Here is a 20705-nt window from a genome sequence, read left to right on the forward strand (position 1 = left end):
CCCTCACGTCGCCGGGTGCAGGTCCGGGCGCTGCGACGGGCGGCCCGGCAGGTCGGGGGAGATCTGCCGGTAGCCGTCGCGCAGCCGGACCGCGCCCGGCTCGACGGCCGCCACGTCCTGCCAGTGCACGAGGAACGTCCCGCGGTGCCGCCACCGCAACCAGCGCGCCACGAGCGCAGGGGACCGCACCCCCGTCCGCTCGTAGCCGAGGAACGACGTCCCGGTCCGCGGGCTGACCAGCAGCCCGTGCAGGCGCGGTGCGGCGAGCGGTCCGACGAGCGGGCCGTCGAGCACCAGCCGCACGTCCACCACGTAGCCGAGACGCTCGTCGGCGGGGCCCCGCACGGGGGTGTCGAGCAGGTCACCCAGGATCATGGCGACCTCCCGGCAGGCGTCCGATCACCCGGTCGCGGACCCAGCGCTCGGTCCACGTCACGTCCAGCGTGTCGCCGCGCACGCCGAGCGCCACGGTGGTGCCGACGTCGGCGACGTGGGACCAGCGGATGCGGTGCCAGCTGGACGACGGCGGCCGGCCGCCGAAGACCCGGGTGGCCAGCACGGCGCCGCTGAGCAGCGACGTCACGACGGCCGTCTGGGTGCCGTCCGGCCGGTCGCTGCCGTCCATGCCGTGCACCTCCAGGTCGTCGACGGTGCAGACGGGGACGCCGTCGACGTCGAGGACCTGGCGGTCGAGCAGGTGCAGCCGGGCGTCGAGCACGAGCCCGGGCAGCCGCTCGTCGGGGGGAAGGGTCATGAGCCCGCTCCGGTCGCGATCATCAGGGGGATCGCGGCGACGGATGCCGTCACGATGATGACGAGGTATACGAGCGCGAGGGCGTTGGTGGCCCGTCCGTTGACGTGCTCGCCCATGTACTCCGGGTCGTTGGCGACGATCAGGATGGGCAGGTACGTCAAGGGCAGCGCGATCGCGGAGAACACCACCGAGAACTCCGTGATCTTGATGGGGTCGACGCTGGTCATGAGCACCGCGCCCGCCACCAGGATGCAGACGATCATCGTCAGGTGGAACCGGGCGGCCTGCGCGGGGCGGCGGAACTTCCCCCACGACCAGCCCATGAACTGGGCGAGCGTGTACCCGCTGGACAGGGACGTCTCCAGCGCGGCGCCGAAGGTCGCGGCGACGATCCCGACGATGACGACCGCGAGCGCGAGCTTGCCGCCCGCGAGCGCGACGGGGAGCACGATCTGGGACAGCGACGACACCTCGATGCCGGCGGGCAGGAACACGATCGCGGCGCACGCGGCGATCGCGACGGACAGGATCCCGCCGAGCGGGAAGCCGACCAGCACGTTCATCCGGGACTGCGCCAGGTCCTTGACGGTCCACCGCTCCTCGACCGCCCCGGAGGAGAAGAAGAAGACCTCGTAGGGCGTCATCGCGGCACCGAACAGGGCGATCGCGTAGTACCAGTAGACGGCGTGCCCCTCGGCGGCGGGCACGGTGGGGGAGAGTGCCTGGTCGGCGAGCTCGTTCCAGTCGGGGCCGAGCAGGAACACCGCGACCGCGAACACGACGAGGGTGAGCCCGACCAGCCCGGTGACGTTCTCCATGATCGAGAACTTCGCGCGCCACACGACGAGCCACAGGGCGAGCGCGGCGACGGGGATCCAGAGGCGCGGCTCGACGCTGCTGGCCAGCTGCAGCGCGAGCGCGATGCCGCCGACCTCGGCGGTCAGGGTCAGCAGGTTGATGAGGAACGAGGCCGTGAGGTTGGCACCCGCCGCGCGGGGTCCGAGGCGCTCCCGGATGATCTCGAACGTCGCCCGGCCGCTGACCGCCGCGACCCGACCGGACATGCTGGCGAACAGGCAGATGCCGATCACGCCGACGACCACGACCCATGCGAGCGAGAGCCCGAACCGGCTGCCGACGACCGCGTTGGTGACCATGTCCCCGATGTCGAGGAACCCGCCGATCGCCGTGAGGATGCCGAGCGCGACACCGAGGACCCGCTTCACTCGCCCGTCACCTCGTCGAGCGTGGCGGTGAGGTCGTCCAGCGCGGTCGCGCTCGCGTCGAGGGCGGCGACGACGGTCCCCTCGTCGGAACCGGCACCGTTAGCCCAGCCGCGGGCAGCCGCGACCGCGACCTGCGCGTCCCGGACCGTGGTCAGGGCGTCGGCCTGCCACGCCGCTCCCGTGCGGTCCGCGGGGACGAACGTCGCGACGGCGTCGGCGGCCTCCTGCAGCACGTGCACCTGGTCGAGCAGCGCGGTGTCCGTCACGGCGGCCGTGCTGCGGCCGTCCCCGAGGAGCTCGGCGGCCAGCGTCGCGGTCCCGACCGCCGACGACGCCTGCTCCAGGGGCGACGTCAGCGCGCGTGCCTCGTCGACCGGCGTCGCGTCCAGGCCCACGGCGCACCCGGCCGCGGCCGCGACCGCGGCGAGCCCCAGGAGCGCCCGAACGACCCGCATGGACGCATCGTGGCTCGCGGCACGCGACGGCGCGCGTCGAGCAGGGATGCGGGCTGCCGCATCTGGTGCGAGCGTGGGTCCATGAGGGTCGTCGTGGTCGGTGCCAGCGGAAACGTCGGCACGGCACTGCTGCGGCGGTTCTCCGACGACGAGACCGTGACCTCGGTGGTGGGCGTCGCCCGCCGCGTGCCCCGCGGGACCCCGCCCGCTCCGTACCGCGTGGCGTCGTGGGTCGGGTGCGACGTGACCGACCCGGGTGCGGTCGACACCTTGGCCGCGGCGTTCGCCGGTGCCGACGCGGTGGTCCACCTCGCGTGGGCGATCCAGCCCAGCCACGACCGGCGCCGGCTGCGCGACGTGAACGTCGCCGGGACGCGCCGGGTCCTCGACGCGGCGCGTCGGGCGGGGGTGCCGCACGTGGTGGTCGCGTCGAGCGTCGGCGCGTACTCGCCCGCCCCGGACGATGTCCCGCGGGGGGAGGGCTGGGCGACCGACGGGGTGCGGTCGTCGTCGTACAGCCTCGACAAGGCCTCCGTCGAGCGGGTGCTCGACGAGGTCGAGGACGCCAGCCCCGGCCTGGCCGTCGCCCGGCTGCGGCCCGCGCTGGTGTTCCAGCGCTCCGCCGGGCACGAGATCTCGCGGTACTTCCTGGGCCCGTGGGTGCCGAAGCGGGCCGTCAGCGGGTACCTCTCGGTGCTGCCGTGGCCGGAGGGTCTGCGGCTGCAGGCGGTGCACGCCGACGACGTCGCGGCGGCGTTCCGGGAGGCCGTGGTGCGCCGGGTGCGCGGCCCGTTCAACGTCGCCGCCCCCGACGTGCTGCGGGGGCAGGACCTGGCAGACGTCGTGTCCCGCGGGCGGCTGCTGGAGGTGCCGGTGGCGCAGGCGCGAGCGGCCGTCGCGGTCGGCTGGCACGCGCGTGCGGTCCCGGTCGGCCCGGGGTGGCTCGACATGGCACTGGCCGCGCCGCTGCTCGACACGTCGCGCGCCGAGCGGGAGCTCGACTGGCGGCCCACCCGGTCCGGCATCGACGCCGTGCGGGACGTGGTCGCGGGGATCGCGTCCGGCGCGGGGACCGCGAGCCCGCCGCTGCGGCCACGGCGCCGCTGAGCCTGGCATCCTCGACGCATGACCGATCCTGAGCGGCACGTCTACGGCCGGCCCGACGCTCCCGTCACCGTGCTGGAGTTCGGTGACCTCGAGTGCCCGTACTGCCGCGCGACGGCACCGGTGCTGCGCGAGCTGGTCGACACGTCCGACGGGCGGGTCCGGCTGGTCTGGCGGCACTTCCCGCTCTTCGAGGTGCACCCCTACGCGCTCGCGGCAGCGCTGGCCGCGGAGGCGGCCGGGGCGCACGGGAAGTTCTGGGAGATGCACGACGAGCTGCTGAGCCACCAGGACCGGTTGGCGGACCAGGACCTGCGGGCGGCCGCGCTGGCCCTCGGGCTCGACCCCGACGAGGTCGCCGGGGACGGGGCCCAGGGGTACGCGCCCGGGATCTCCGACGACTACACCGCGGGCATCGAGCTGGGCGTGCGGGGGACGCCGACACTCTTCGTCGACGGGGTCCGGTTCCACGGCAAGCCCACGCTGGAGCGGCTGCGCGAGGCCGTGGCGGTGGTCGCGTGAGGACCGCCCTGGTGACCGGGGCCGGGCGGGGGATCGGGCGCGGGATCGCGCTCGGGCTGGCGCAGGCGGGGTACGCGGTCGGCCTGGTGGGCCGGACCCGGGCGCACCTCGACTCCGTCGCCGAGGAGATCGGTCGCGACGTGTGCGTCGCTGCCGCCGACCTCGTGGACGCCACCGCGGTGCTCGACGCCGTCGCCCGCGTGGAGGAGGAGCTCGGCGGGATCGGGCTCCTGGTGAACAACGCCGGCGTCATCGAGCGCGCCGAGGTGCCGTTCGTCGAGGACGACGTCGAGGACTCGTGGCGCGTGATCGAGGCGAACGTGCGCGGTCCGCTGCTCGTCACCCATGCCGTGCTGCCCGGGATGCTCGCACGGGGTGACGGCCGGGTGCTGAACATGAACTCCGGTGCGGGGCACCGCGCGATGACCGCGTACACGGGCTACGCGATGAGCAAGGGCGCGCTCGCCCGGTTCACCACCCAGCTGCACACGCAGTACCGCGACCAGGGGATCCGCGTGCTCGACCTGGCCCCCGGGCACGTCGAGACGGCGATGACGACGTCGATGGCCATGCACGACGGCAGGACCGAGTGGACGCCCGTCGAGGCCGTCGCCGAGCTGGTCCGGGCGTTCGGCGACGGGGAGCTCGACGCGCTCTCGGGCCGGTTCGTGCGCGCGGGGACGGACACGGTGGAGTCCCTGCTCGCTGCCCTGCCCCAGATCCTCGCCACCGACGCCCGCACCCTGCGGCTCTCCGCGTACGGCGACGAGGACCCGGTCGCCTGATGGGACCGACCCGCCACCAGCTCGTCGTCGCACGATGACCGGGGTCGCGGTGGCGGTGGCTCCCGACCCCGGGTCGACCGGGGTCGAGGTGACCCCCGCGCCCACCGAGACACCCCCGGAGCCGACCCCGACCCCGACCCCGACGGACGCACCGACCACACCCGCACCCGAGACGCCCGTCGCCCCGACGGAGACGACGCCGGCGGAGCCCGTGCCGACCGTGACGGTCACGCAGGAGCCGCCGTCGCCGGAGCCGGTGCCCACGGAGACGGTCGTCGTGCATGTGCCGTGGACGCGCGAGCCCGCGGCCGCGACGTCTACGATCCCGCTCGGTGCGGTCGTCACCGCCCTGCTCGTGCTGGTGGTCGCGGCGACCGCGCTGGTCCTCGCCCTCCGGCGCACCCGCGGAGCGCGGCCGACGGGGGTGGTCGCGGCGTCGGCGCTCGAGCCCGCCGCGTCGACGACCGAGATCGGCATCCTGGACGACCGGCACGCCGTCGCGATGCCGGGGGACGTCCCGGCCGACACCGCGCGCAGCACGGAGACCGTCCGGTTCCTCATGGTGCTGGGCGAGGCGATGATCGACTCCAGCGCTCCCGTGGTCCAGGTGACCCGGACGCTCGAACGGGTCGCGGCGATCAACGGGGCCGCGGACGTCGAGGTGATCGCGCTGCCCACCGCGCTGCTCGTGTCGGTGCCGGGCCGGACGACGACCCAGACGGCGGCGTCGTCGGCGGGCTGGCGGCAGCTCCGCCTGCACCAGGTGCAGGACGTGCTGGGCGTCGCCGACGACGCCGAGGCCGGCCGGGTCGGTGCCGTCGAGGGCGCGCAGCGGATCGAGACGGCCGTCGCCGCGCCCCCGCTGTACGGCGGCCCGGCCCGCGTCCTCGGCTACGTCGGCGTCTCCGCGGGCCTGGCGATGATCCTGGGCGGGGGGCTGGTCGACGTGCTCGTCGCCGCCGTGCTCGGAGCCGCGATCGCGTGCCTGCAGGTCGCCACGGTGCGGTTGCCCGCCGCATACCAGGCGCTCGTGGTGCTCAGCTGCGCGTTCGTGGTGTCCGCCGCGGTGTTCTTGCTGTCGCGCACCGGGATCGACGTCGGGATGCTCGCGCCGCTGGTCGCACCGCTGGTCACGTTCCTGCCGGGCGCGCTGCTCACCACCGCGGCGATCGACCTGGCCACCCGGCAGATGATCGCGGGGTCGGCGCGGCTGGCCGCGGGCGTGATGCAGCTCGTCCTGCTCGCCCTCGGCATCGTCGGCGCCGCCGCCCTCGTCGGCGTCCCCGCGTCCGAGGTCGGCTCCGCGGCGGTCCAGCCGCTGGGCTGGGCGGGGCCGTGGATCGGGGTGCTCGTCTACGGCACGGGCGTCGTGTTCCACAACTGCGCCCGCCGTCCGGCGCTGCCGTGGATCCTCCTCGTCCTCGTCGTGGCGTACGCCGGCCAGGTGGTGGGCGGGCTGTTCTTCGGCGGGGTGTTCTCGGCGTTCATCGGCGCGCTGCTGATGACCCCGGTCGCGATGTTCGCTGCGACCCGCCCGACCGGACCGCCCGCGCTCGTCGGGTTCCTGCCGGGGTTCTGGCTCCTGGTGCCCGGTGCGCTCGGCCTGGTGGGCGTGACCTCGATCCTCGGCGACGAGGCGCAGGCGCTCGGCACGGTCGTCACCGCCGGGACGACGATGGTCGCGATCTCGCTCGGTGTGCTCGCGGGCATCGCGCTCGGCTCGGCGGTCGGGCGCCGCGCGGGCCTGGCGGTCACGCGGTTCTAGGGGCGCGACCCTGGTCGAGCCGGAACACGGGCCAGCCGATCTCCGTGCGCCACCGGTGTGGGTCAGGTGTGTCGCGGGCACCGACGAGGTACGTCTCGCGCACCGGCCCGCGACCGTGGTGACCCACCGTCTGGAGGGCGACTTCCCCGGTGGCGTCGTCGTGCTCGACTGCCGCTTCACCCTGGCCGACGAGGTCATGGTCTCGCTCGTCATCGCTCCCTGAGGCTCAGGCGTGCACGACCGACCCGTCGGCGGTGATCTCGTCCGCGTCGGCGTCGTCGAACCAGCGGCCCTGCTCGCCGAGGTAGCGGAACCGGACGGTCTCGCCCACCGGCACGGTCACCGACGTGCTCGCCGTCCCGTTGGAGCGTCGACGCAGCGGGTGCAGCCCGGGCGTCCAGTCGTTGAAGGAGCCGACGACGCTGACCGTTCCGTCGAGCGCGGTCGTCGGCAGGAAGAACGTGAGCGTGCAGGTGGCGGAGGAGGCGGAGCGGGACTTCTTGAGCACGGGCGGGGCCACACTTTCCCTCGAACGGGTGAGACACCGGGCATCGTGGCGCACCCATGTTCCGGGCGGGCTACGGCGACGTGATCACGACGTGACGGTCCGGTGCGTCTGCCCGAACGCGCGGCGGTGCTGGTCCTGCGCCCGGTTCGTCCGCAAAGATCCAGGTGAACGCGCTGTGCTCCGCTCACCTCGTCGGAAGGAACCCGATCGTGACTGAACAACGCAGCAGCCTTGCCGTCGGCATGACCGTCTTCGCGGCGACGATGCTCATCGTCATCGGCGTCCTGCACGCCCTCCAAGGGCTGGTGGCCGTCATCAACGACACCTTCTACGTGGTCGGCGCCGAGTGGGTGTTCGAGTTCGACGTGACGACGTGGGGCTGGATCCACATCCTCGTCGGCCTGCTCGTGGCCGTGGCCGGCTTCTTCGTGCTCAGCGGCGCCGTGTGGGCACGGACCGTCGGTGTGATCGTGGCGAGCCTCAGCCTCATCCTCAACTTCGTCTGGCTGCCCTACTACCCGGTCTGGGCGGTCGTCATCATCGCGCTCGACGTCTTCGTGATCTGGGCGCTGACGCTGCACGGGCGGGACATCGTCGCGGAGTGAGCCGACACCGACGCGCCCTCACCCGTCGCCGACCGGCGCCCGCCAGGGCAGCGGGGGCAGGGGTGGGGGCGCGTCGCTGAGCGGGGAGCACAGCGGCAGCTTCTCGCCGAGCCAGCGCAGCAGGACCGAGCCGAGCACGGCCGCGGTGAGGGACCCGGCGAGGATGCCGATCTTGGCGTTCTCCAGGTGCTGCGGGTCGTCGAACGCGAGCTCGGCGATGAACAGGGAGATCGTGAACCCGATGCCGGCGAGGACGGCTCCGCCGAGCAGGTGCCCCCAGCGCACGCGCCCGGGCAGCTCTCCGAGGCCGAGCCGCAGCGCCAGCGTGGCGGCGCCGGTGATGCCGATCGCGTTGCCGAGCACGAGGGCGACCGCGACGCCGATGGCCAGGCGCGACTGCGCAGCCGCCTGCAGGGACTCGAGGTCCAGCTGGATCCCGGCGTTGGCGAGGCCGAACAGGGGCACGACGACGAACGCGCTCCACGGGTGCAGCAGGCGCTGCAGCCGGTCGTTCGTCGGGACCGCCGCACGCGCGGCCAGCTCGGCGAGGTGCTCGCGCTCGGCGGTCGCGTCGGCGATCAGCTTGCGGCCGTACCCCGCGACCTCCTCGATCGTCTCCCGGGACGCCGGGCGGGCCGGGACGAGCAGACCGACGATCACGCCCGCGAGCGTCGCGTGCACGCCGGAGGCCTGCACGGCGAACCACAGGGCGATCCCCGCGACCACGTACGGCGCGAGCTGCCACACCTTGAGCCACCGCAGCATGAGGATCCCGGCGACGATCCCCGCCGCGAGGGCGAGCGCGGCCATGTCGACCTCGTCGGTGTAGAAGATCGACATCACGGTGATCGCGCCGATGTCGTCGACGATCGCGAGGGTGAGCAGGAACAGCCGCAGCCGGTCGGGGCACTTGGGGCCGAACAGGGCGAGGATCCCCACGAGGAACGCGGTGTCCGTCGACATCACGACACCCCACCCGTGCGCGGCGTCGGTCCCGCCGTTGAACGCCAGGAAGATCAGCACGGGGACCAGCAGGCCGCCGAGGGCGCCGAGCGCGGGGACCGCGACCGTCCGCTTGTCGCGCAGGTCTCCCGTGGTGGCCTCGCGGCTGATCTCGAGGCCGACGACGGTGAAGAAGATCGCCATCGCCGCGTCGTTGACCCAGTGGTGCAGGTCGAGGTCGATGCCCCACGTCCCGATGTGGAACCCCGCCGTCGTGTGCCAGAGCGCCTCGTACGAGTCCGCGAACGGCGAGTTGACCCAGACCAGGGCGACGACCGTGGCGGCCAGCAGGTAGACGGCGCTGCCGGCCTCGTTGGTGAGGAAGTTCTTGACGGAGGGCTGCAGGCCGGGCAGTGACACCCGCAGGTTGGGTCCGGGGCTGGTGGACGTGGCCGACATGCCGCTCAAGGTCGCAGGTGATCGACCGTCGTGCAACGCCCGTCCGCCAGGGGACGTCAGATGTACTCCTCCGGGTCCCCGAGCAGCTTCGCCACGTGGTTGGGGACGTACGTCGACCGGTCGCGGGAGGGACGCTGGTACCCGGTGCTCGCGGCCGGCCGGTCCGGGAGCGTGACCTTCTCGTGGGGCACGTCCACGTACGGGAGGGTGGAGAGCAGGTGGCTGATCATGTTGAGCCGCGCGTGCTTCTTGACGTCCGACTCGACGACGAACCACGGGCTGCCCGCGGTGTCGGTGTGGACCATCATGTCGTCCTTCGCCTTCGAGTAGTCCTCCCAGCGGCTGATCGACTCCAGGTCCATCGGGCTCAGCTTCCACTGCCGCAGCGGGTCGTTCAGGCGGGACCGGAACCTCTTGAGCTGCTCCTTGTCCGACACGGAGAACCAGTACTTGCGCAGCAGGATCCCGTCCTCGATGAGCATCTGCTCGAAGGCCGGGGTCTGGCGCATGAACCGGTCGTACTCCTCGTCGGTGCAGAAGCCCATGACCTTCTCGACGCCCGCGCGGTTGTACCAGGAGCGGTCGAACAGGACGATCTCGCCGGCCGTGGGCAGCTGGGCGACGTAGCGCTGGTAGTACCACTGCCCCTTCTCGCGCTCCGTCGGCGTCGGCAGCGCCGCGATGCGCACGATGCGGGGGCTGAGGTACTCGGCGATCCGCTTGATCGTGCCGCCCTTGCCGGCCGCGTCGCGGCCCTCGAAGATCACGACCACCCGCGCACCGGTCTCCTTGGCCCACAGCTGCACGCGCACCAGCTCGGCCTGGAGGCGGGACAGCTCCGCGTCGTAGACGTCGTTGGGGATCTTCTTCTTGAGCTTCTTGCCGGACTTCGTCGCCATGCCCGGACGCTACCGCCCGGATCGGTGCGCCGCCCGACATCCGCATCCGCGGATCGCACACGCTCGTTGCACCGCGTCTGCGGCACTATTGTCGCCTGTGTGACGACTTATCGGATCAGCGAGGCAGCCGAGCTCCTGGGCGTGAGCGACGACACCGTGCGCCGGTGGGTGGACTCGGGGGTCCTGGCCGCCTCCGACGACGACGCGGGCAGGAGCGTGATCGCGGGAACCGACCTGGCAGCGTTGGCCGTCGAGCGCGCGCGGACCCCCGACGACCCCGCCGCGGGCTCCAGCTCCGCGCGCAACCGGCTGCCCGGCCTGGTCACGGGGATCCTGTCGGACACGGTGATGTCGCAGGTCGAGCTCCAGGCCGGACCGTTCCGGCTGGTGTCGCTCATGTCCACGGAGGCCGTCCGTGAGCTCGGGCTCGAGGTCGGCTCGCGTGCCGTCGCCGTCGTCAAGGCCACCACGGTCCTGGTCGAGACGCCGCGGGCCCAGCGATGAGGGTCCGCGCGGTCGCCGGAGGTGCCGCCGCGGTCCTCGCGCTCGCCGGCTGCACGGCCGCCCCGCCGCCGGCCGAGGGTCTCGCCGGTGAGCTGACGGTGTTCGCCGCGGCCTCGCTCCAGGGTGCGTTCGACGCGCTCGGCGCGGAGTTCTCGGCGCAGCACCCGGGCGTCACGGTGCACCCGACGACCTACGACGGGTCCGCCACGCTGGCCACCCAGCTGGTCGGCGGGGCGACGGCCGACGTCTTCGCCGCGGCGGACCTCGAGACCATGGGCACGGTGACGGACGCGGGCCTCGCCGACGGCACCCCGACGGTGTTCACGACGAACACGCTCGAGATCGTCGTCGCACCGGGCAACCCGCTGGGGATCGACTCGCTCGCCGACCTCGCGACGCTGTCGACGTCCGGCGGCAAGGTCGTGCTCTGCGCGGCGCAGGTTCCCTGCGGGTCCGCCGCCGGGGCGGTCCTCGACGGGCTCACCCTGAGCCCGGTCAGCGAGGAGCAGAACGTCAAGGCCGTGCTCACCAAGGTGCAGACCGGGGACGCCGACGCGGGGCTGGTGTACTGGACCGACGTGCTCGCGGCGGGCGCCACGGTCGAGGGCGTGGAGTTCCCGGAGGCAGCCACGGCCGTCAACGAGTACCCGGTCGTGGTGCTCGAGGACACCGCGGTGGCGCGGGCGTTCGTGGACCTCGTGCTCTCCGCCGAGGGGCAGCGGCTCCTGACGGACCTGGGGTTCACCGCCCCGTGAGGCCGACCGGCGTCCCGCGTCTCCTGTGGCCGCCCGCGGCGTTGGCGGCCGGGCTCCTGGTCCTGCCGGTCGTCGCCCTGGTGCTCCGTGCGGACTGGTCGACGCTGCCGGCGGACATCACGACGCCCGCGGCGCTCGACGCGCTGCGGCTGTCGCTGTCGACGTCGGTGCTCGCGACCGGTGTCTGCCTGGTGCTCGGGGTGCCGCTCGCCGTCGTCCTCGCGCGCGCCGACGGCTGGCCCGCCGACGTGCTGCGCGCCCTGGTCACGCTGCCGCTCGTCCTGCCCCCGACGGTCGGCGGCATCGCGCTCCTCTACCTGCTGGGTCGGCGCGGTCTCGTCGGCGAGTCGCTCGACGCCTGGTTCGGCATCACGATCCCGTTCACCACGGCGGCGGTCGTCATCGCGCAGGCGTTCGTCGCGATGCCGTTCCTCGTCCTGAGCGTCGAGGGGTCGCTGCGTACGGCGGGCACCCGGTTCGACGTGGTCGCCGCCAGCCTCGGCGCCGGACGCTGGACGGTCCTGCGGCGGATCACGCTGCCGCTCGTCCGACCCGGCCTGATCAGCGGGACGGTCCTGTGCTTCGCACGGGCCCTCGGGGAGTTCGGTGCGACCGCCCTGTTCGCCGGCAACTCCCCGGGCGTCACCCAGACGATGCCGCTGGCCATCTACTCGGCCTTCAACGGCGCGGGGGTGACCCAGGGGACCGCGGTCGCCCTGTCGCTGCTGCTCGTGGTCACCGCCGTCGCGGTGCTGCTCGCAGCGCGCGCCTGGCGGCCGGGACGCCCGGCATGACCTCGCTGCACGCGGAGGTCGTCGTCCACCGCACGGGGTCCGACTTCACGCTCGACGTGACGTTCGCGGCCCACCCCGGGGAGATCGTCGCCATCCTCGGACCCAACGGCGCGGGCAAGTCCACCCTGCTCGCGGTGCTCGCCGGGCACCTCCTGCCGTCCTACGGCGTGGTGCGGGTGGGGGAGCGGACGCTGACCGCGGTCCGCGAGGACCGGGTGGAGACGGACGTCCGCCCCGAACGCCGGTCGGTCGGGCTGCTCGGGCAGGACCCGCTGGTGTTCCCGCACCTGAGCGCCCGGCAGAACGTGGCGTTCGGTCCGCGCGCGGCCGGGGTGCCCGCCGCCGAGGCGCGACGGGTGGCGGACGCGTGGCTGACGGCGGTCGGCCTGGACGGGCTGTCCGATCGGCGACCCGACGCGCTGTCCGGTGGGCAGCGCCAACGGGTCGCGCTCGCCCGGGCGCTCGCCGCCGAGCCCACGGTCCTGCTGCTGGACGAGCCGTTCGCGCAGCTGGACGTGCGCACGGCCGCCGAGCTGCGGGACGTGGTCCGCGAGCAGGTCCGCCGGACCCGCACCGCCACCGTCCTGGTCACCCACGACGTGCTCGACGCCGTGACCCTCGCCGACCGGGTGGTCGTGCTGCACGACGGACAGGTCGTGGAGCAGGGGCGCCCGCTCGACGTGCTCACCGACCCCCTGCACCCGTTCACCGCCGCGCTCGCGGGGGTGAACCTCGTCGTCGGACGCCTCGTGGCCCAGCCCGACGGGACGACCGCGCTGGCCGGTCCGGACGGGGTCCTGGTCCCGTGCGGCGCCCAGGACGCCGGTGGCCGGGCGCAGGTGACGTTCCCGCCGGGCGCGGTCGTCGTCGGCGACGGCTGGCCGGCACGCGTGATCGACCTCGAGCCCGGCACCACGGGCGTGCGCGTCCGGACCAGCGGCGACGTGCTCGTCGACCTCCCGCCCGCGCAGGCTGCGGCCCTCGCGCTGCGCGTGGGTGCCGAGCTCCGCCTGAGCGTCCCGTCCGGGCAGGTCAGGGTCCGTCCGCTGCCCTGATCTCACAGGGCCGCGCCACGGCCGGTGCGCGAAATGAACCGTGCACGCAACCGTTCGGACAGCTCCGCCGAAACATCCGCTGCCTAACGTCGGCGTCGACCCAGCACCCCCCCGCCCTCCCGGAGGTCCCCATGGCGCCACAGGTCATCACCGACGCCAGCACTGCCCCCGTCCTCGACGCTGCGCCGCTCACCCGCCGTCCCGGACGCTGGATCGACGGCTGGAACCCGGAGGACGAGGGCCAGTGGGCCTCTGTCGGCCGGGTCATCGCCCGCCGCAACCTGGGCCTGTCGATCTTCGCCGAGTTCCTCGGGTTCGCCGTCTGGGCGCTGTGGAGCATCGTCGTCCCGCGGCTGCCCGACGCCGGCTTCGTCCTGACCGTCGACCAGATGTTCTGGCTGATCGCGCTGCCCACGCTCGTCGGTGCCACCCTGCGGATCCCGTACACCTTCGCGGTGCCGATCTTCGGTGGCCGCAACTGGACCATCGTGTCCGCGCTGCTGCTCCTCGTCCCGACCGTCGCTCTGGGCGTGGCCGTGCAGAACCCGGAGCTCGGTTTCCCGGTCCTGCTCGTGGTCGCCGCGCTCGCCGGAGTCGGCGGGGGCAACTTCGCCTCGTCGATGGCGAACATCTCGTTCTTCTACCCCGAGAAGGAGAAGGGACGCGCGCTCGGCCTGAACGCGGCGGGTGGCAACCTCGGCACCGCCGCGGTGCAGTGGGCCGTGCCGATCGTCGTCGTCGTCGGCGCCGGGATGCAGCTCCAGTGGGCCGGCTTCATGTTCGTGCCGCTCATCCTGATCGCGGCGGTCCTGGCGTGGCGCTCCATGGACAACCTGTCGAACGCGAAGGCGGACCCGCGCGCCTACGCCGTCGCCGCCCGGTCCCGGAACACCTGGATCATCTCGTTCATCTACATCGGCACCTTCGGCTCGTTCATCGGCTTCTCCGGGGCGTTCCCGCTGCTGCTGGCGAACACGTTCCCCGAGGTCACGATCACGATCGCGTTCGCCGGCGCGCTCGTCGGTTCCATCGCCCGACCGTTCGGCGGGATGCTCGCGGACAAGCTGGGTGGCGCCCGCGTCACCATCGGGGCGTTCACGGTCATGGCGATCGGTGTCGTCTGCGCGATCTTCTCCCTGCGCGCCCACGCGTTCTGGCCGTTCCTCGTCTCGTTCCTGGTGCTCTTCATCGCCACCGGTGCGGGCAACGGCTCGGTCTACCGGATGATCCCCGCCGTCTTCCGGTTCGGGGCGACGGACGACGAGGACCGCGCCCGGCGCGCGAAGGCCGCAGCCGGCTGCCTCGGCATCGCCGGTGCCATCGGAGCGTTCGGCGGCTTCCTCATCCCGCGCGGGTTCGCCATCTCCACGACGGCGACGGGCAACATCCAGGCCGCCCTCTGGGTGATCGTGGGCCTGTACCTGGTGATGAGCCTGACCACGTGGGCCGTCTACCAGCGCCGCAGCGGCACCTACGGCTCGACGGTCATCTGATGACCCGGCTCGCGGCGGTGACGACGGAGGGTGCAGCCACGCACTGCCCCTACTGTGCGCTGCAGTGCGCGCAGACGCTCCGCAACTCGGACGAGGGGGCCGTCACCGCCGCGGGCCGGGACTTCCCGACGAACAAGGGCGGCATGTGCCAGAAGGGGTGGACGTCGCCGACCCTCCTGCGCGCGACCGACCGGCTCACCACGCCGCTCCTGCACGGTGAGCCCGTCTCGTGGGACACGGCGCTGTCGTTCGTCGCCACGCGGCTGGCCGCTCTGCGGGCGTCGCACGGGCCGGAGTCGGTCGCCGTGTTCGGCGGTGGCGGGCTCACGAACGAGAAGGCGTACGCGCTGGGCAAGTTCGCCCGGACCGTGCTGGCGACGCCGAACATCGACTACAACGGCCGGTTCTGCATGGCGAGCGCCGCCGCCGGCGCCAACCGGACCCTCGGTCTCGACCGTGGGCTGCCGTTCCCGCTGACCGACCTCGGGGGCGCGCAGGCGGTCCTGCTGCTCGGCTCGAACCTCGCCGAGACGATGCCGCCGTCCGTCCAGCACCTCGCCGGGGTGCGGGCGACCGGCGGCCTGATCGTCGTCGACCCCCGCCGCTCGGCGACCGCGGACCTCACCGCCGACGACGGCGGGCTGCACGTGCAGCCGGTCCCCGGTACCGACCTCGCGCTCCTGCTCGGTCTCGCGCACATCGTGCTCGCGGAGGGGTTCGCCGACGTCGCCTACCTCGACGAGCGGACCACGGGTCTGGACGACATCCGTCGCTCCGTGGCGCTCTGGTGGCCGGAGCGGACGGAGCAGGTGACCGGCGTCCCGGTCGCGACGCTGCGACGCGCGGCATTCCTGCTGGCCAACGCCTCGCCGTCGCGCGGCGGCTCCGGCGCGTACATCCTCACCGGCCGCGGCGTGGAGCAGAGCACGCAGGGCACCGACACCGTCACCGCGGCGATCAACCTCGCGCTCCTGCTCGGCCTGCCCGGCCGGGTCGGCTCCGGCTACGGCGCGATCACCGGGCAGGGCAACGGGCAGGGTGGTCGCGAGCACGGCCAGAAGGCCGACCAGCTCCCCGGCTACCGCTCCATCGAGGACGACGCCGCACGCGCGCACGTCGCGGACGTGTGGGGCGTCGACCCCGCCGACCTGCCGCGGACCGGGCTGCCCGCGATCGAGCTGCTGCGCTCGCTGGGGACGCCCGGCGGACCGAAGGCACTCCTGGTGCACGGCTCGAACGTGCTGGTCAGCGCTCCGGACGCCGACCGCGTCCGGGAACGGCTGGCGTCGCTCGACCTGCTGGTGGTGTGCGACTTCCTGCCGTCGGAGACGGCCCTGCTGGCCGACGTCGTCCTGCCCGTGACGCAGTGGGCGGAGGAGGAGGGCACGATGACGTCGCTCGAGGGCCGCGTCATCCGCCGTCGCCGCGCCCTGCCGCCGCCGCCCGGCGTGCGCAGCGAGCTCGAGATCCTCGCCGACCTCGCCGCGCGGCTAGGGTCGACGGTCCGATTCGACACGTCGCCGGCCGTGGTGTTCGACGAGCTCGCGCGAGCGTCGGCGGGCGGCCGGGCCGACTACAGCGGCCTGAGCCACGCGCGCCTGGACGCCGAGCCGGACCTGTTCTGGCCGGTCCCCGCCGGTCCGACGCCGCACCCCGGCACCCCGCGGATGTTCCTCGACCGCTTCTGGACGCCCGACGGTCGCGCCCGCCTGGTCCCGGTGGACCACCGCGGCCCGTCCGACGACCTGCGCCGGGACGCGCCCCTGTTCCTGATCACCGGCCGCGTCCTCGCGCACTACCAGTCCGGCGCCCAGACCCGTCGCGTGCCCGAGCTCGTGCGCAGCGCGCCCACGCCGTTCGTCGAGCTCCACCCGCTGCTCGCGGACCGGCTCGGCATCGACGAGGGCGACCTGGTGCAGCTCGACACCGAACGCGGCCGGGGCGTCGTGAGGGCCCGGCTGACCGACGCGCTGCGGCCCGACACGGTGTTCATGCCGTTCCACTGGGCAGGCACCGGCAGTGCCAACCGGCTCACCACCGACGCCACGGACCCGATCTCCGGGATGCCCGAGTTCAAGGTCTGCGCCGTCGACGTCCAGCGCTGGCACGGTCCCGTCGAGGTGCTCGAGGACCAGTCCTTGCTGTTCGCGGAAGAGGTCCTTGCATGAGTGTGGGCAACCAGGTCCGGGTGGTCGTGGTCGGTCACGGCATGGTCGGCGCGCGGTTCGTCGACGACCTGCACCAGCGCGACCCGGGTGGCCGCTTCCGCACGACGGTGCTCGGCGCCGAGGAGTACGAGCCCTACAACCGGGTCCTGCTGTCCGAGGTCGTCGCCGGGAAGCTCGACGTCGCGTCGATCACGCTGCCGCGCACCGCCCACCGGACCTCCAGCACCGTGCTGCCCGGGACGCAGGCGGTCACGATCGACCGCCACGCGGGCGTCGTGCACGACCACGCCGGCGAGCGGCACCGGTACGACGTCCTCGTGCTGGCCACTGGGGCGCGGGCGCGGATCCCGGAGCTGTTCGGGCGGCGCGTCGACGACGACCTGCCCGCCGGTGCGCACGCGCTGCGCACCCTCGACGACGCGCGCGAGATCGTCGCCGCCACGGTGAACGCCCACCGCGCGGTCGTCGTCGGCGGCGGCGTGCTCGGGCTCGAGGTGGCGTGCGGTCTCGCGCACCGCGGGGTTCCCGTGACGGTGGTGCACGGCGGCACCAACCTCATGGACCGCCAGCTCGACGGGCCCGCGGCGGCGGCGGCCACGGCCCGGCTCACGTCGCTCGGGATCTCGGTCCGTGTGGGCGCCCGCACCGAGGAGGCGGTCGTCAGTGGCGGACGCGTCACCGGGGTGCGCCTCGAGGGTGGCGAGGTCCTGGCCGCGGACCTGCTGGTGCTCACCGCCGGGACGGTCCCGGAGGTCGGGCTCGCGCAGCGGGCCGGGCTGGACGTGGCGCGCGGCATCGTCGTCGGGACCGACCTGGCCTCGCCGGCCGACGCGCGCGTCTTCGCCATCGGCGACTGCGCCGAACCTCCCGAGGGCGGTTCCGGACTCATCGCCCAGGGCTGGGACCAGGCGCGACGCCTCGCGACCCTGCTCACCGAACCGTCCGCGGCGCGCGACGACGTCCCCCTGCCGACCGCCGGGACCGACGTCGTCAAGGTCAAGGGCGTCGGGCTCGACGTCGTCGCGATGGGGGTCTGCGGGCCGCTGACCGGCGGTCGCCGCGTGCGGCTGAGCGACCCCGAGGGCGGCCGGCACATCGAGGTCGTCGTCGCGGACGGTCGTGTCATCGGTGCCACCTGCGTGGGCGCCGGTCCGGTCGCCGCCGACCTCGTCGCGGCCTACACGCGCGGCACCCCCGCACCCACCGACCCCGCCCAGCTGCTGGTCCGGCCCGTCGCCGGGACGGCTGTCCCCGCAGCGAGCCCGACGATGATGCCCGACCGCGCGGTCGTGTGCCGGTGCAACGGGGTCACCAAGGGCGACATCGTGGGCTGCTGGCGGCACGGTGCGCGGTCGGTCGAGGACGTGGCGGCGTCGACGCGCGCGACCACCGGCTGCGGCGGCTGCAAGGACGCCGTCTGCGGCATCGTCGACTGGCTCCGCCGCTCCGACCCGGACCAGCCGGCGCCGGCGCGGCCCGCGACCGACACCGCCGACGACCCGACCCCGGTCACGGCCCGCTGACGCCGACGGGACACGGCCGAGGTGACCCTGCTGGGGCGGTCACGTGTGTCTCAGGGCGTGATCGACGACGGGCTGACCGTGTCGGACCCGTCGATCAGGTCACCCTGACGCGGACCGTGTCGTAGCCCGTCGCGCCGTCCGGGATGACGTCGGCGCGGGCGCCCGTCTGGTAGCCCTGCGGGTCGGACGCGCGGACGTAGAGCTGGTACTCGCCCGGCTCGGCGTCCCACGTCCACGACCACTGCCGCCACGAGTCGATGCCGCCGTCGTCGGCCAGCGTGGCGTCGCTCCAGCTGCCCTGCTCGACGCGCACCTGCACGCCGGTGACGCCGCGGTGCTGCGCCCAGGCGGTCCCCGCCACGACGACCGGGCCGGCGGGGACCGACGCGCCGGGTCTCGGCACCTCGATGCGGGACTGGGTCTTGATCGGCCCCTGCGGCGACCAGCCGCGGTCGGTCCAGTACGCCGTCTCGTCGGCGAACCGGGTGAGCTTGAGTTCGGTGACCCACTTCGTCGCCGACACGTACCCGTACAGCCCCGGCACGACCATGCGCACGGGGAACCCGTGCTCGACGGGCAGCGGCTCGCCGTCCATCGCGATGGCCAGGAGCGCGTCCCGGCCGTCCGTCAGCGCGGCCAGCGGCGTCGACGCCGTGAACCCGTCGACGCTGCGGGAGAGCACCATGTCGGCGTCGTCCGTCGGCCGCGCCCGCGCGAGGAGGTCCGCGAGGGGCAGGCCGAGCCACTTCTGGTTGCCGATGAGGTCGCCCCCCACGGGGTTGGAGACGCACGCGAGCGTCACCCACGCCTCGACGAGGTCGCTGCCCAGCAGCTCGTCCCAGGTGAGCGTGACCTCCTCGGCGACCATGCCGTGCACGCGCAGGGTCCACGTCTCCGGGTCGACCTGCGGGACCACGAGGGCGGTGTCGATCCGGTAGAACTCGTCGGCCGGCGTCTGCCAGGGCACGACACCGTCGACGTCGACCTGCACACCGGCGGGGACCGGGGGCGCGGTGACGGCCGGGCGGGGGATCCGGATCGCGGCCCGCGCGGTCTGGGCGCCACGCGCGGTCGCCCCGACGGCGCGGCCGACGAGGACGCCGACGACCCCGAGGGCTCCCGCCGCGGCCGTGACCTGCAGGAACGCGCGCCGCTGGACGCCCTCGGGACGCGGCCGTGCGGGCGCTCCCGGTAGCCGACGGATCAGCTCGCGCAGCGTCAGCAGGCCCGCGATCGCGCCGGCGACTGCCGGCACCGCGGCGAGCGTCCCCGCGTCCGGACGACCCATCGCGGCCAGCCCGGCGACCGCGCCCAGCACGACCACGAGCGTCGCGCCCCACGCCCAGCGCCGCGCCGCGAGGACTCCGGCGAGCGCGGCGAGCGCGAGCACCACGACCACCTCGCCGATCCCGAGCACCACCTTGTCCGCGGTACCGAACGTGGACGCGGCGAAGTCCTTGAGCCACGCGGGGGTCGCGTCGACGAACGCTCCGCCGACCGCGACGAGCGGGTCGGTGGTCGGTCCGGTGAGCAGCGCGACGAGTGACGCCACGCCGAGGGTCACGGCACCCGCAGCGACCCCCGCGAGCGCCGCGAGCCCGGTGTCCTGACGTCCAGCCATCTGCTGCGTGCCTCCTCGATGAACCGTGTGACCCGACTCTGCCCTGCATCATCCGCGATGTCGCCACCCGCACCCCCGACGCCCCCCACGACGTCCGAGCGTGTGGTCGCCCCGACGCTCACTTCCTCGGACGTCCCGCGGTGGGATGCGTCAGCGTCCGAGCACCTGGTCGCTCCAGCGCTCACGGACGTCGACACCGAAGGTGCGGTGTCGGAGGTCGCACGGACGGGTCGATGCGCGCCCCAGGCACGCGGGACGTCCGCACCTCCGGTCGTCGGGACGCTCGAACGTGCGGACGTCGCGGCTGCGTCAGAGGGCGGGGCTGGTCATCGTCGCCGGGACGTGGGCACCGTCGCCCTGGGCGACCAGCGCCTCACGCACCCGGGACGCTGCCGCGTCCAGCTCCGCGGCCGGCACGTCGGTGCGGGCGTTGCGGAACGACAGCTCGGCCTCGCCCCAGGCGGGCAGGACGTGCAGGTGCAGGTGGTCCACCTCGAACCCGGCGACGAGCAGCGCGGCGCGCGGTGCGGACCAGGCCCGCTGCTGCGCCTGCCCGATCGTCCTCGCGACGACCATCAGGTGCGCGAGCACGTCGTCGGGAGCCTCGGTGAGCTGCACGATCTCGGCGCGGGGGACCACGAGCATGTGTCCGTCGGTGATGGGGGCGATGGTGCCGAACGCGACGGCGACGTCGTCGGCCCACACGAACCGGCCGGGGATGTCCCCGGCGATGATCTTGGTGAACAGGGTGCTCATGGCGTCCACGCT

General features: G+C 73.8%; 21 protein-coding genes. 12 read left to right on the forward strand and 9 right to left on the reverse strand.

Annotated elements, in window-relative coordinates; genetic code table 11:
- Positions 1 to 3 precede the first annotated feature (3 nt).
- From CTE05_RS05625 to CTE05_RS05640, 4 genes are read right to left on the reverse strand one after another with little or no spacing between them, the layout of a single operon-like run.
- Complete coding sequence (locus CTE05_RS05625; protein ID WP_146845146.1) at positions 4 to 375, reverse strand: PRC-barrel domain containing protein; 372 nt, start codon at positions 373 to 375, stop codon at positions 4 to 6.
- Positions 362 to 754 carry a hypothetical protein gene (locus CTE05_RS05630; RefSeq protein ID WP_146845147.1) on the reverse strand — a complete coding sequence of 131 codons (393 nt, stop codon included), beginning with the start codon at positions 752 to 754 and terminating at the stop codon, positions 362 to 364. The genes CTE05_RS05625 and CTE05_RS05630 overlap by 14 nt, the downstream gene beginning before the upstream one ends.
- Complete coding sequence (locus CTE05_RS05635) at positions 751 to 1980, reverse strand: NRAMP family divalent metal transporter (protein ID WP_146845148.1); 1230 nt, start codon at positions 1978 to 1980, stop codon at positions 751 to 753. The genes CTE05_RS05630 and CTE05_RS05635 overlap by 4 nt, the downstream gene beginning before the upstream one ends.
- A complete protein-coding gene (locus tag CTE05_RS05640) occupies positions 1977 to 2435 on the reverse strand; it encodes a hypothetical protein (protein ID WP_146845149.1) in 459 nt (152 codons plus the stop codon). The genes CTE05_RS05635 and CTE05_RS05640 overlap by 4 nt, the downstream gene beginning before the upstream one ends.
- Positions 2436 to 2516: 81 nt before the next feature.
- Between CTE05_RS05640 and CTE05_RS05645 the strand changes: the two genes are divergently transcribed.
- From CTE05_RS05645 to CTE05_RS20165, 4 genes are read left to right on the forward strand one after another with little or no spacing between them, the layout of a single operon-like run.
- A complete protein-coding gene (locus tag CTE05_RS05645; protein ID WP_146845150.1) occupies positions 2517 to 3542 on the forward strand; it encodes an NAD-dependent epimerase/dehydratase family protein in 1026 nt (341 codons plus the stop codon).
- A gap of 18 nt (positions 3543 to 3560) precedes the next feature.
- A complete protein-coding gene (locus CTE05_RS05650; RefSeq protein WP_146845151.1) occupies positions 3561 to 4061 on the forward strand; it encodes a DsbA family protein in 501 nt (166 codons plus the stop codon).
- On the forward strand, positions 4058 to 4846 hold the full coding sequence (locus CTE05_RS05655) for an SDR family NAD(P)-dependent oxidoreductase (RefSeq protein ID WP_146845152.1): 789 nt from the start codon (positions 4058 to 4060) through the stop codon (positions 4844 to 4846). The genes CTE05_RS05650 and CTE05_RS05655 overlap by 4 nt, the downstream gene beginning before the upstream one ends.
- A gap of 34 nt (positions 4847 to 4880) precedes the next feature.
- Positions 4881 to 6611, forward strand: coding sequence for a threonine/serine exporter family protein (locus CTE05_RS20165; RefSeq protein ID WP_186814752.1), 1731 nt, complete (start codon positions 4881 to 4883; stop codon positions 6609 to 6611).
- A gap of 226 nt (positions 6612 to 6837) precedes the next feature.
- Here the strand turns inward: CTE05_RS20165 and CTE05_RS05670 are convergent, their stop codons facing one another.
- Positions 6838 to 7119, reverse strand: coding sequence for an isoamylase early set domain-containing protein (locus tag CTE05_RS05670; protein WP_146845153.1), 282 nt, complete (start codon positions 7117 to 7119; stop codon positions 6838 to 6840).
- Positions 7120 to 7328: 209 nt separating this feature from the next.
- On the opposite strand from CTE05_RS05670, the gene CTE05_RS05675 reads away from it, so the two are divergent.
- Positions 7329 to 7724 carry a DUF7144 family membrane protein gene (locus tag CTE05_RS05675; RefSeq protein ID WP_246123310.1) on the forward strand — a complete coding sequence of 132 codons (396 nt, stop codon included), beginning with the start codon at positions 7329 to 7331 and terminating at the stop codon, positions 7722 to 7724.
- An 18-nt stretch (positions 7725 to 7742) separates the two neighbouring features.
- Here the strand turns inward: CTE05_RS05675 and nhaA are convergent, their stop codons facing one another.
- Both nhaA and ppk2 read right to left on the reverse strand, forming a co-directional pair.
- A complete protein-coding gene (gene nhaA, locus CTE05_RS05680) occupies positions 7743 to 9125 on the reverse strand; it encodes a Na+/H+ antiporter NhaA (RefSeq protein ID WP_146845154.1) in 1383 nt (460 codons plus the stop codon).
- A gap of 56 nt (positions 9126 to 9181) precedes the next feature.
- Positions 9182 to 10024 (reverse strand): polyphosphate kinase 2, encoded by an 843-nt coding sequence (gene ppk2 / locus CTE05_RS05685; protein WP_146845155.1) that lies wholly within the window; start codon positions 10022 to 10024, stop codon positions 9182 to 9184.
- Positions 10025 to 10123: 99 nt separating this feature from the next.
- Between ppk2 and CTE05_RS05690 the strand changes: the two genes are divergently transcribed.
- From CTE05_RS05690 to CTE05_RS05720, 7 genes are all read left to right on the forward strand, one after another.
- Entirely contained in the window at positions 10124 to 10528 is a 405-nt protein-coding gene (locus tag CTE05_RS05690) for a TOBE domain-containing protein (RefSeq protein ID WP_146845156.1), read from the forward strand.
- On the forward strand, positions 10525 to 11283 hold the full coding sequence (modA, locus tag CTE05_RS05695) for a molybdate ABC transporter substrate-binding protein (RefSeq protein WP_146845157.1): 759 nt from the start codon (positions 10525 to 10527) through the stop codon (positions 11281 to 11283). Before CTE05_RS05690 ends, modA begins: the two co-directional genes overlap by 4 nt.
- Complete coding sequence (locus CTE05_RS05700; RefSeq protein WP_146845158.1) at positions 11280 to 12077, forward strand: ABC transporter permease; 798 nt, start codon at positions 11280 to 11282, stop codon at positions 12075 to 12077. Before modA ends, CTE05_RS05700 begins: the two co-directional genes overlap by 4 nt.
- Positions 12074 to 13132, forward strand: a complete 1059-nt coding sequence (locus tag CTE05_RS05705; RefSeq protein ID WP_146845159.1) for an ABC transporter ATP-binding protein — start codon at positions 12074 to 12076, stop codon at positions 13130 to 13132. Before CTE05_RS05700 ends, CTE05_RS05705 begins: the two co-directional genes overlap by 4 nt.
- Before the next feature lie 131 nt (positions 13133 to 13263).
- Complete coding sequence (locus tag CTE05_RS05710; protein ID WP_146845160.1) at positions 13264 to 14625, forward strand: MFS transporter; 1362 nt, start codon at positions 13264 to 13266, stop codon at positions 14623 to 14625.
- A complete protein-coding gene (locus tag CTE05_RS05715) occupies positions 14625 to 16793 on the forward strand; it encodes a molybdopterin oxidoreductase family protein (RefSeq protein WP_146845161.1) in 2169 nt (722 codons plus the stop codon). The genes CTE05_RS05710 and CTE05_RS05715 overlap by 1 nt, the downstream gene beginning before the upstream one ends.
- Positions 16790 to 18316, forward strand: a complete 1527-nt coding sequence (locus CTE05_RS05720; protein WP_146845162.1) for an FAD-dependent oxidoreductase — start codon at positions 16790 to 16792, stop codon at positions 18314 to 18316. Before CTE05_RS05715 ends, CTE05_RS05720 begins: the two co-directional genes overlap by 4 nt.
- 94 nt (positions 18317 to 18410) lie before the next feature.
- Here CTE05_RS05720 and CTE05_RS05725 read toward each other — a convergent pair whose 3' ends face one another.
- Positions 18411 to 19937, reverse strand: coding sequence for a molybdopterin-dependent oxidoreductase (locus CTE05_RS05725; RefSeq protein WP_146845163.1), 1527 nt, complete (start codon positions 19935 to 19937; stop codon positions 18411 to 18413).
- A gap of 309 nt (positions 19938 to 20246) precedes the next feature.
- Entirely contained in the window at positions 20247 to 20693 is a 447-nt protein-coding gene (locus CTE05_RS05730; RefSeq protein WP_146845164.1) for an HIT family protein, read from the reverse strand.
- Positions 20694 to 20705 lie beyond the last annotated feature (12 nt).

The sequence above is a fragment of the Cellulomonas terrae genome (genome assembly GCF_007990265.1).
In the GTDB taxonomy this organism is placed as follows: Bacteria; Actinomycetota; Actinomycetes; order Actinomycetales; family Cellulomonadaceae; genus Cellulomonas; species Cellulomonas terrae.

Excerpts from the sequence above, each read along its gene's own strand:
- CTE05_RS05625 (WP_146845146.1), bottom strand. The coding sequence starts at position 375 with ATGATCCTGGGTGACCTGCTCGACACCCCCGTGCGGGGCCCCGCCGAC.
- CTE05_RS05630 (WP_146845147.1), bottom strand. The coding sequence starts at position 754 with ATGACCCTTCCCCCCGACGAGCGGCTGCCCGGGCTCGTGCTCGACGCC.
- CTE05_RS05640 (WP_146845149.1), bottom strand. The coding sequence starts at position 2,435 with ATGCGGGTCGTTCGGGCGCTCCTGGGGCTCGCCGCGGTCGCGGCCGCG.
- CTE05_RS05645 (WP_146845150.1), top strand. The coding sequence starts at position 2,517 with ATGAGGGTCGTCGTGGTCGGTGCCAGCGGAAACGTCGGCACGGCACTG.
- CTE05_RS05650 (WP_146845151.1), top strand. The coding sequence starts at position 3,561 with ATGACCGATCCTGAGCGGCACGTCTACGGCCGGCCCGACGCTCCCGTC.
- CTE05_RS20165 (WP_186814752.1), top strand. The coding sequence starts at position 4,881 with ATGACCGGGGTCGCGGTGGCGGTGGCTCCCGACCCCGGGTCGACCGGG.
- nhaA (WP_146845154.1), bottom strand. The coding sequence starts at position 9,125 with ATGTCGGCCACGTCCACCAGCCCCGGACCCAACCTGCGGGTGTCACTG.
- ppk2 (WP_146845155.1), bottom strand. The coding sequence starts at position 10,024 with ATGGCGACGAAGTCCGGCAAGAAGCTCAAGAAGAAGATCCCCAACGAC.
- modA (WP_146845157.1), top strand. The coding sequence starts at position 10,525 with ATGAGGGTCCGCGCGGTCGCCGGAGGTGCCGCCGCGGTCCTCGCGCTC.
- CTE05_RS05705 (WP_146845159.1), top strand. The coding sequence starts at position 12,074 with ATGACCTCGCTGCACGCGGAGGTCGTCGTCCACCGCACGGGGTCCGAC.
- CTE05_RS05710 (WP_146845160.1), top strand. The coding sequence starts at position 13,264 with ATGGCGCCACAGGTCATCACCGACGCCAGCACTGCCCCCGTCCTCGAC.
- CTE05_RS05715 (WP_146845161.1), top strand. The coding sequence starts at position 14,625 with ATGACCCGGCTCGCGGCGGTGACGACGGAGGGTGCAGCCACGCACTGC.
- CTE05_RS05720 (WP_146845162.1), top strand. The coding sequence starts at position 16,790 with ATGAGTGTGGGCAACCAGGTCCGGGTGGTCGTGGTCGGTCACGGCATG.
- CTE05_RS05725 (WP_146845163.1), bottom strand. The coding sequence starts at position 19,937 with ATGGCTGGACGTCAGGACACCGGGCTCGCGGCGCTCGCGGGGGTCGCT.
- CTE05_RS05730 (WP_146845164.1), bottom strand. The coding sequence starts at position 20,693 with ATGAGCACCCTGTTCACCAAGATCATCGCCGGGGACATCCCCGGCCGG.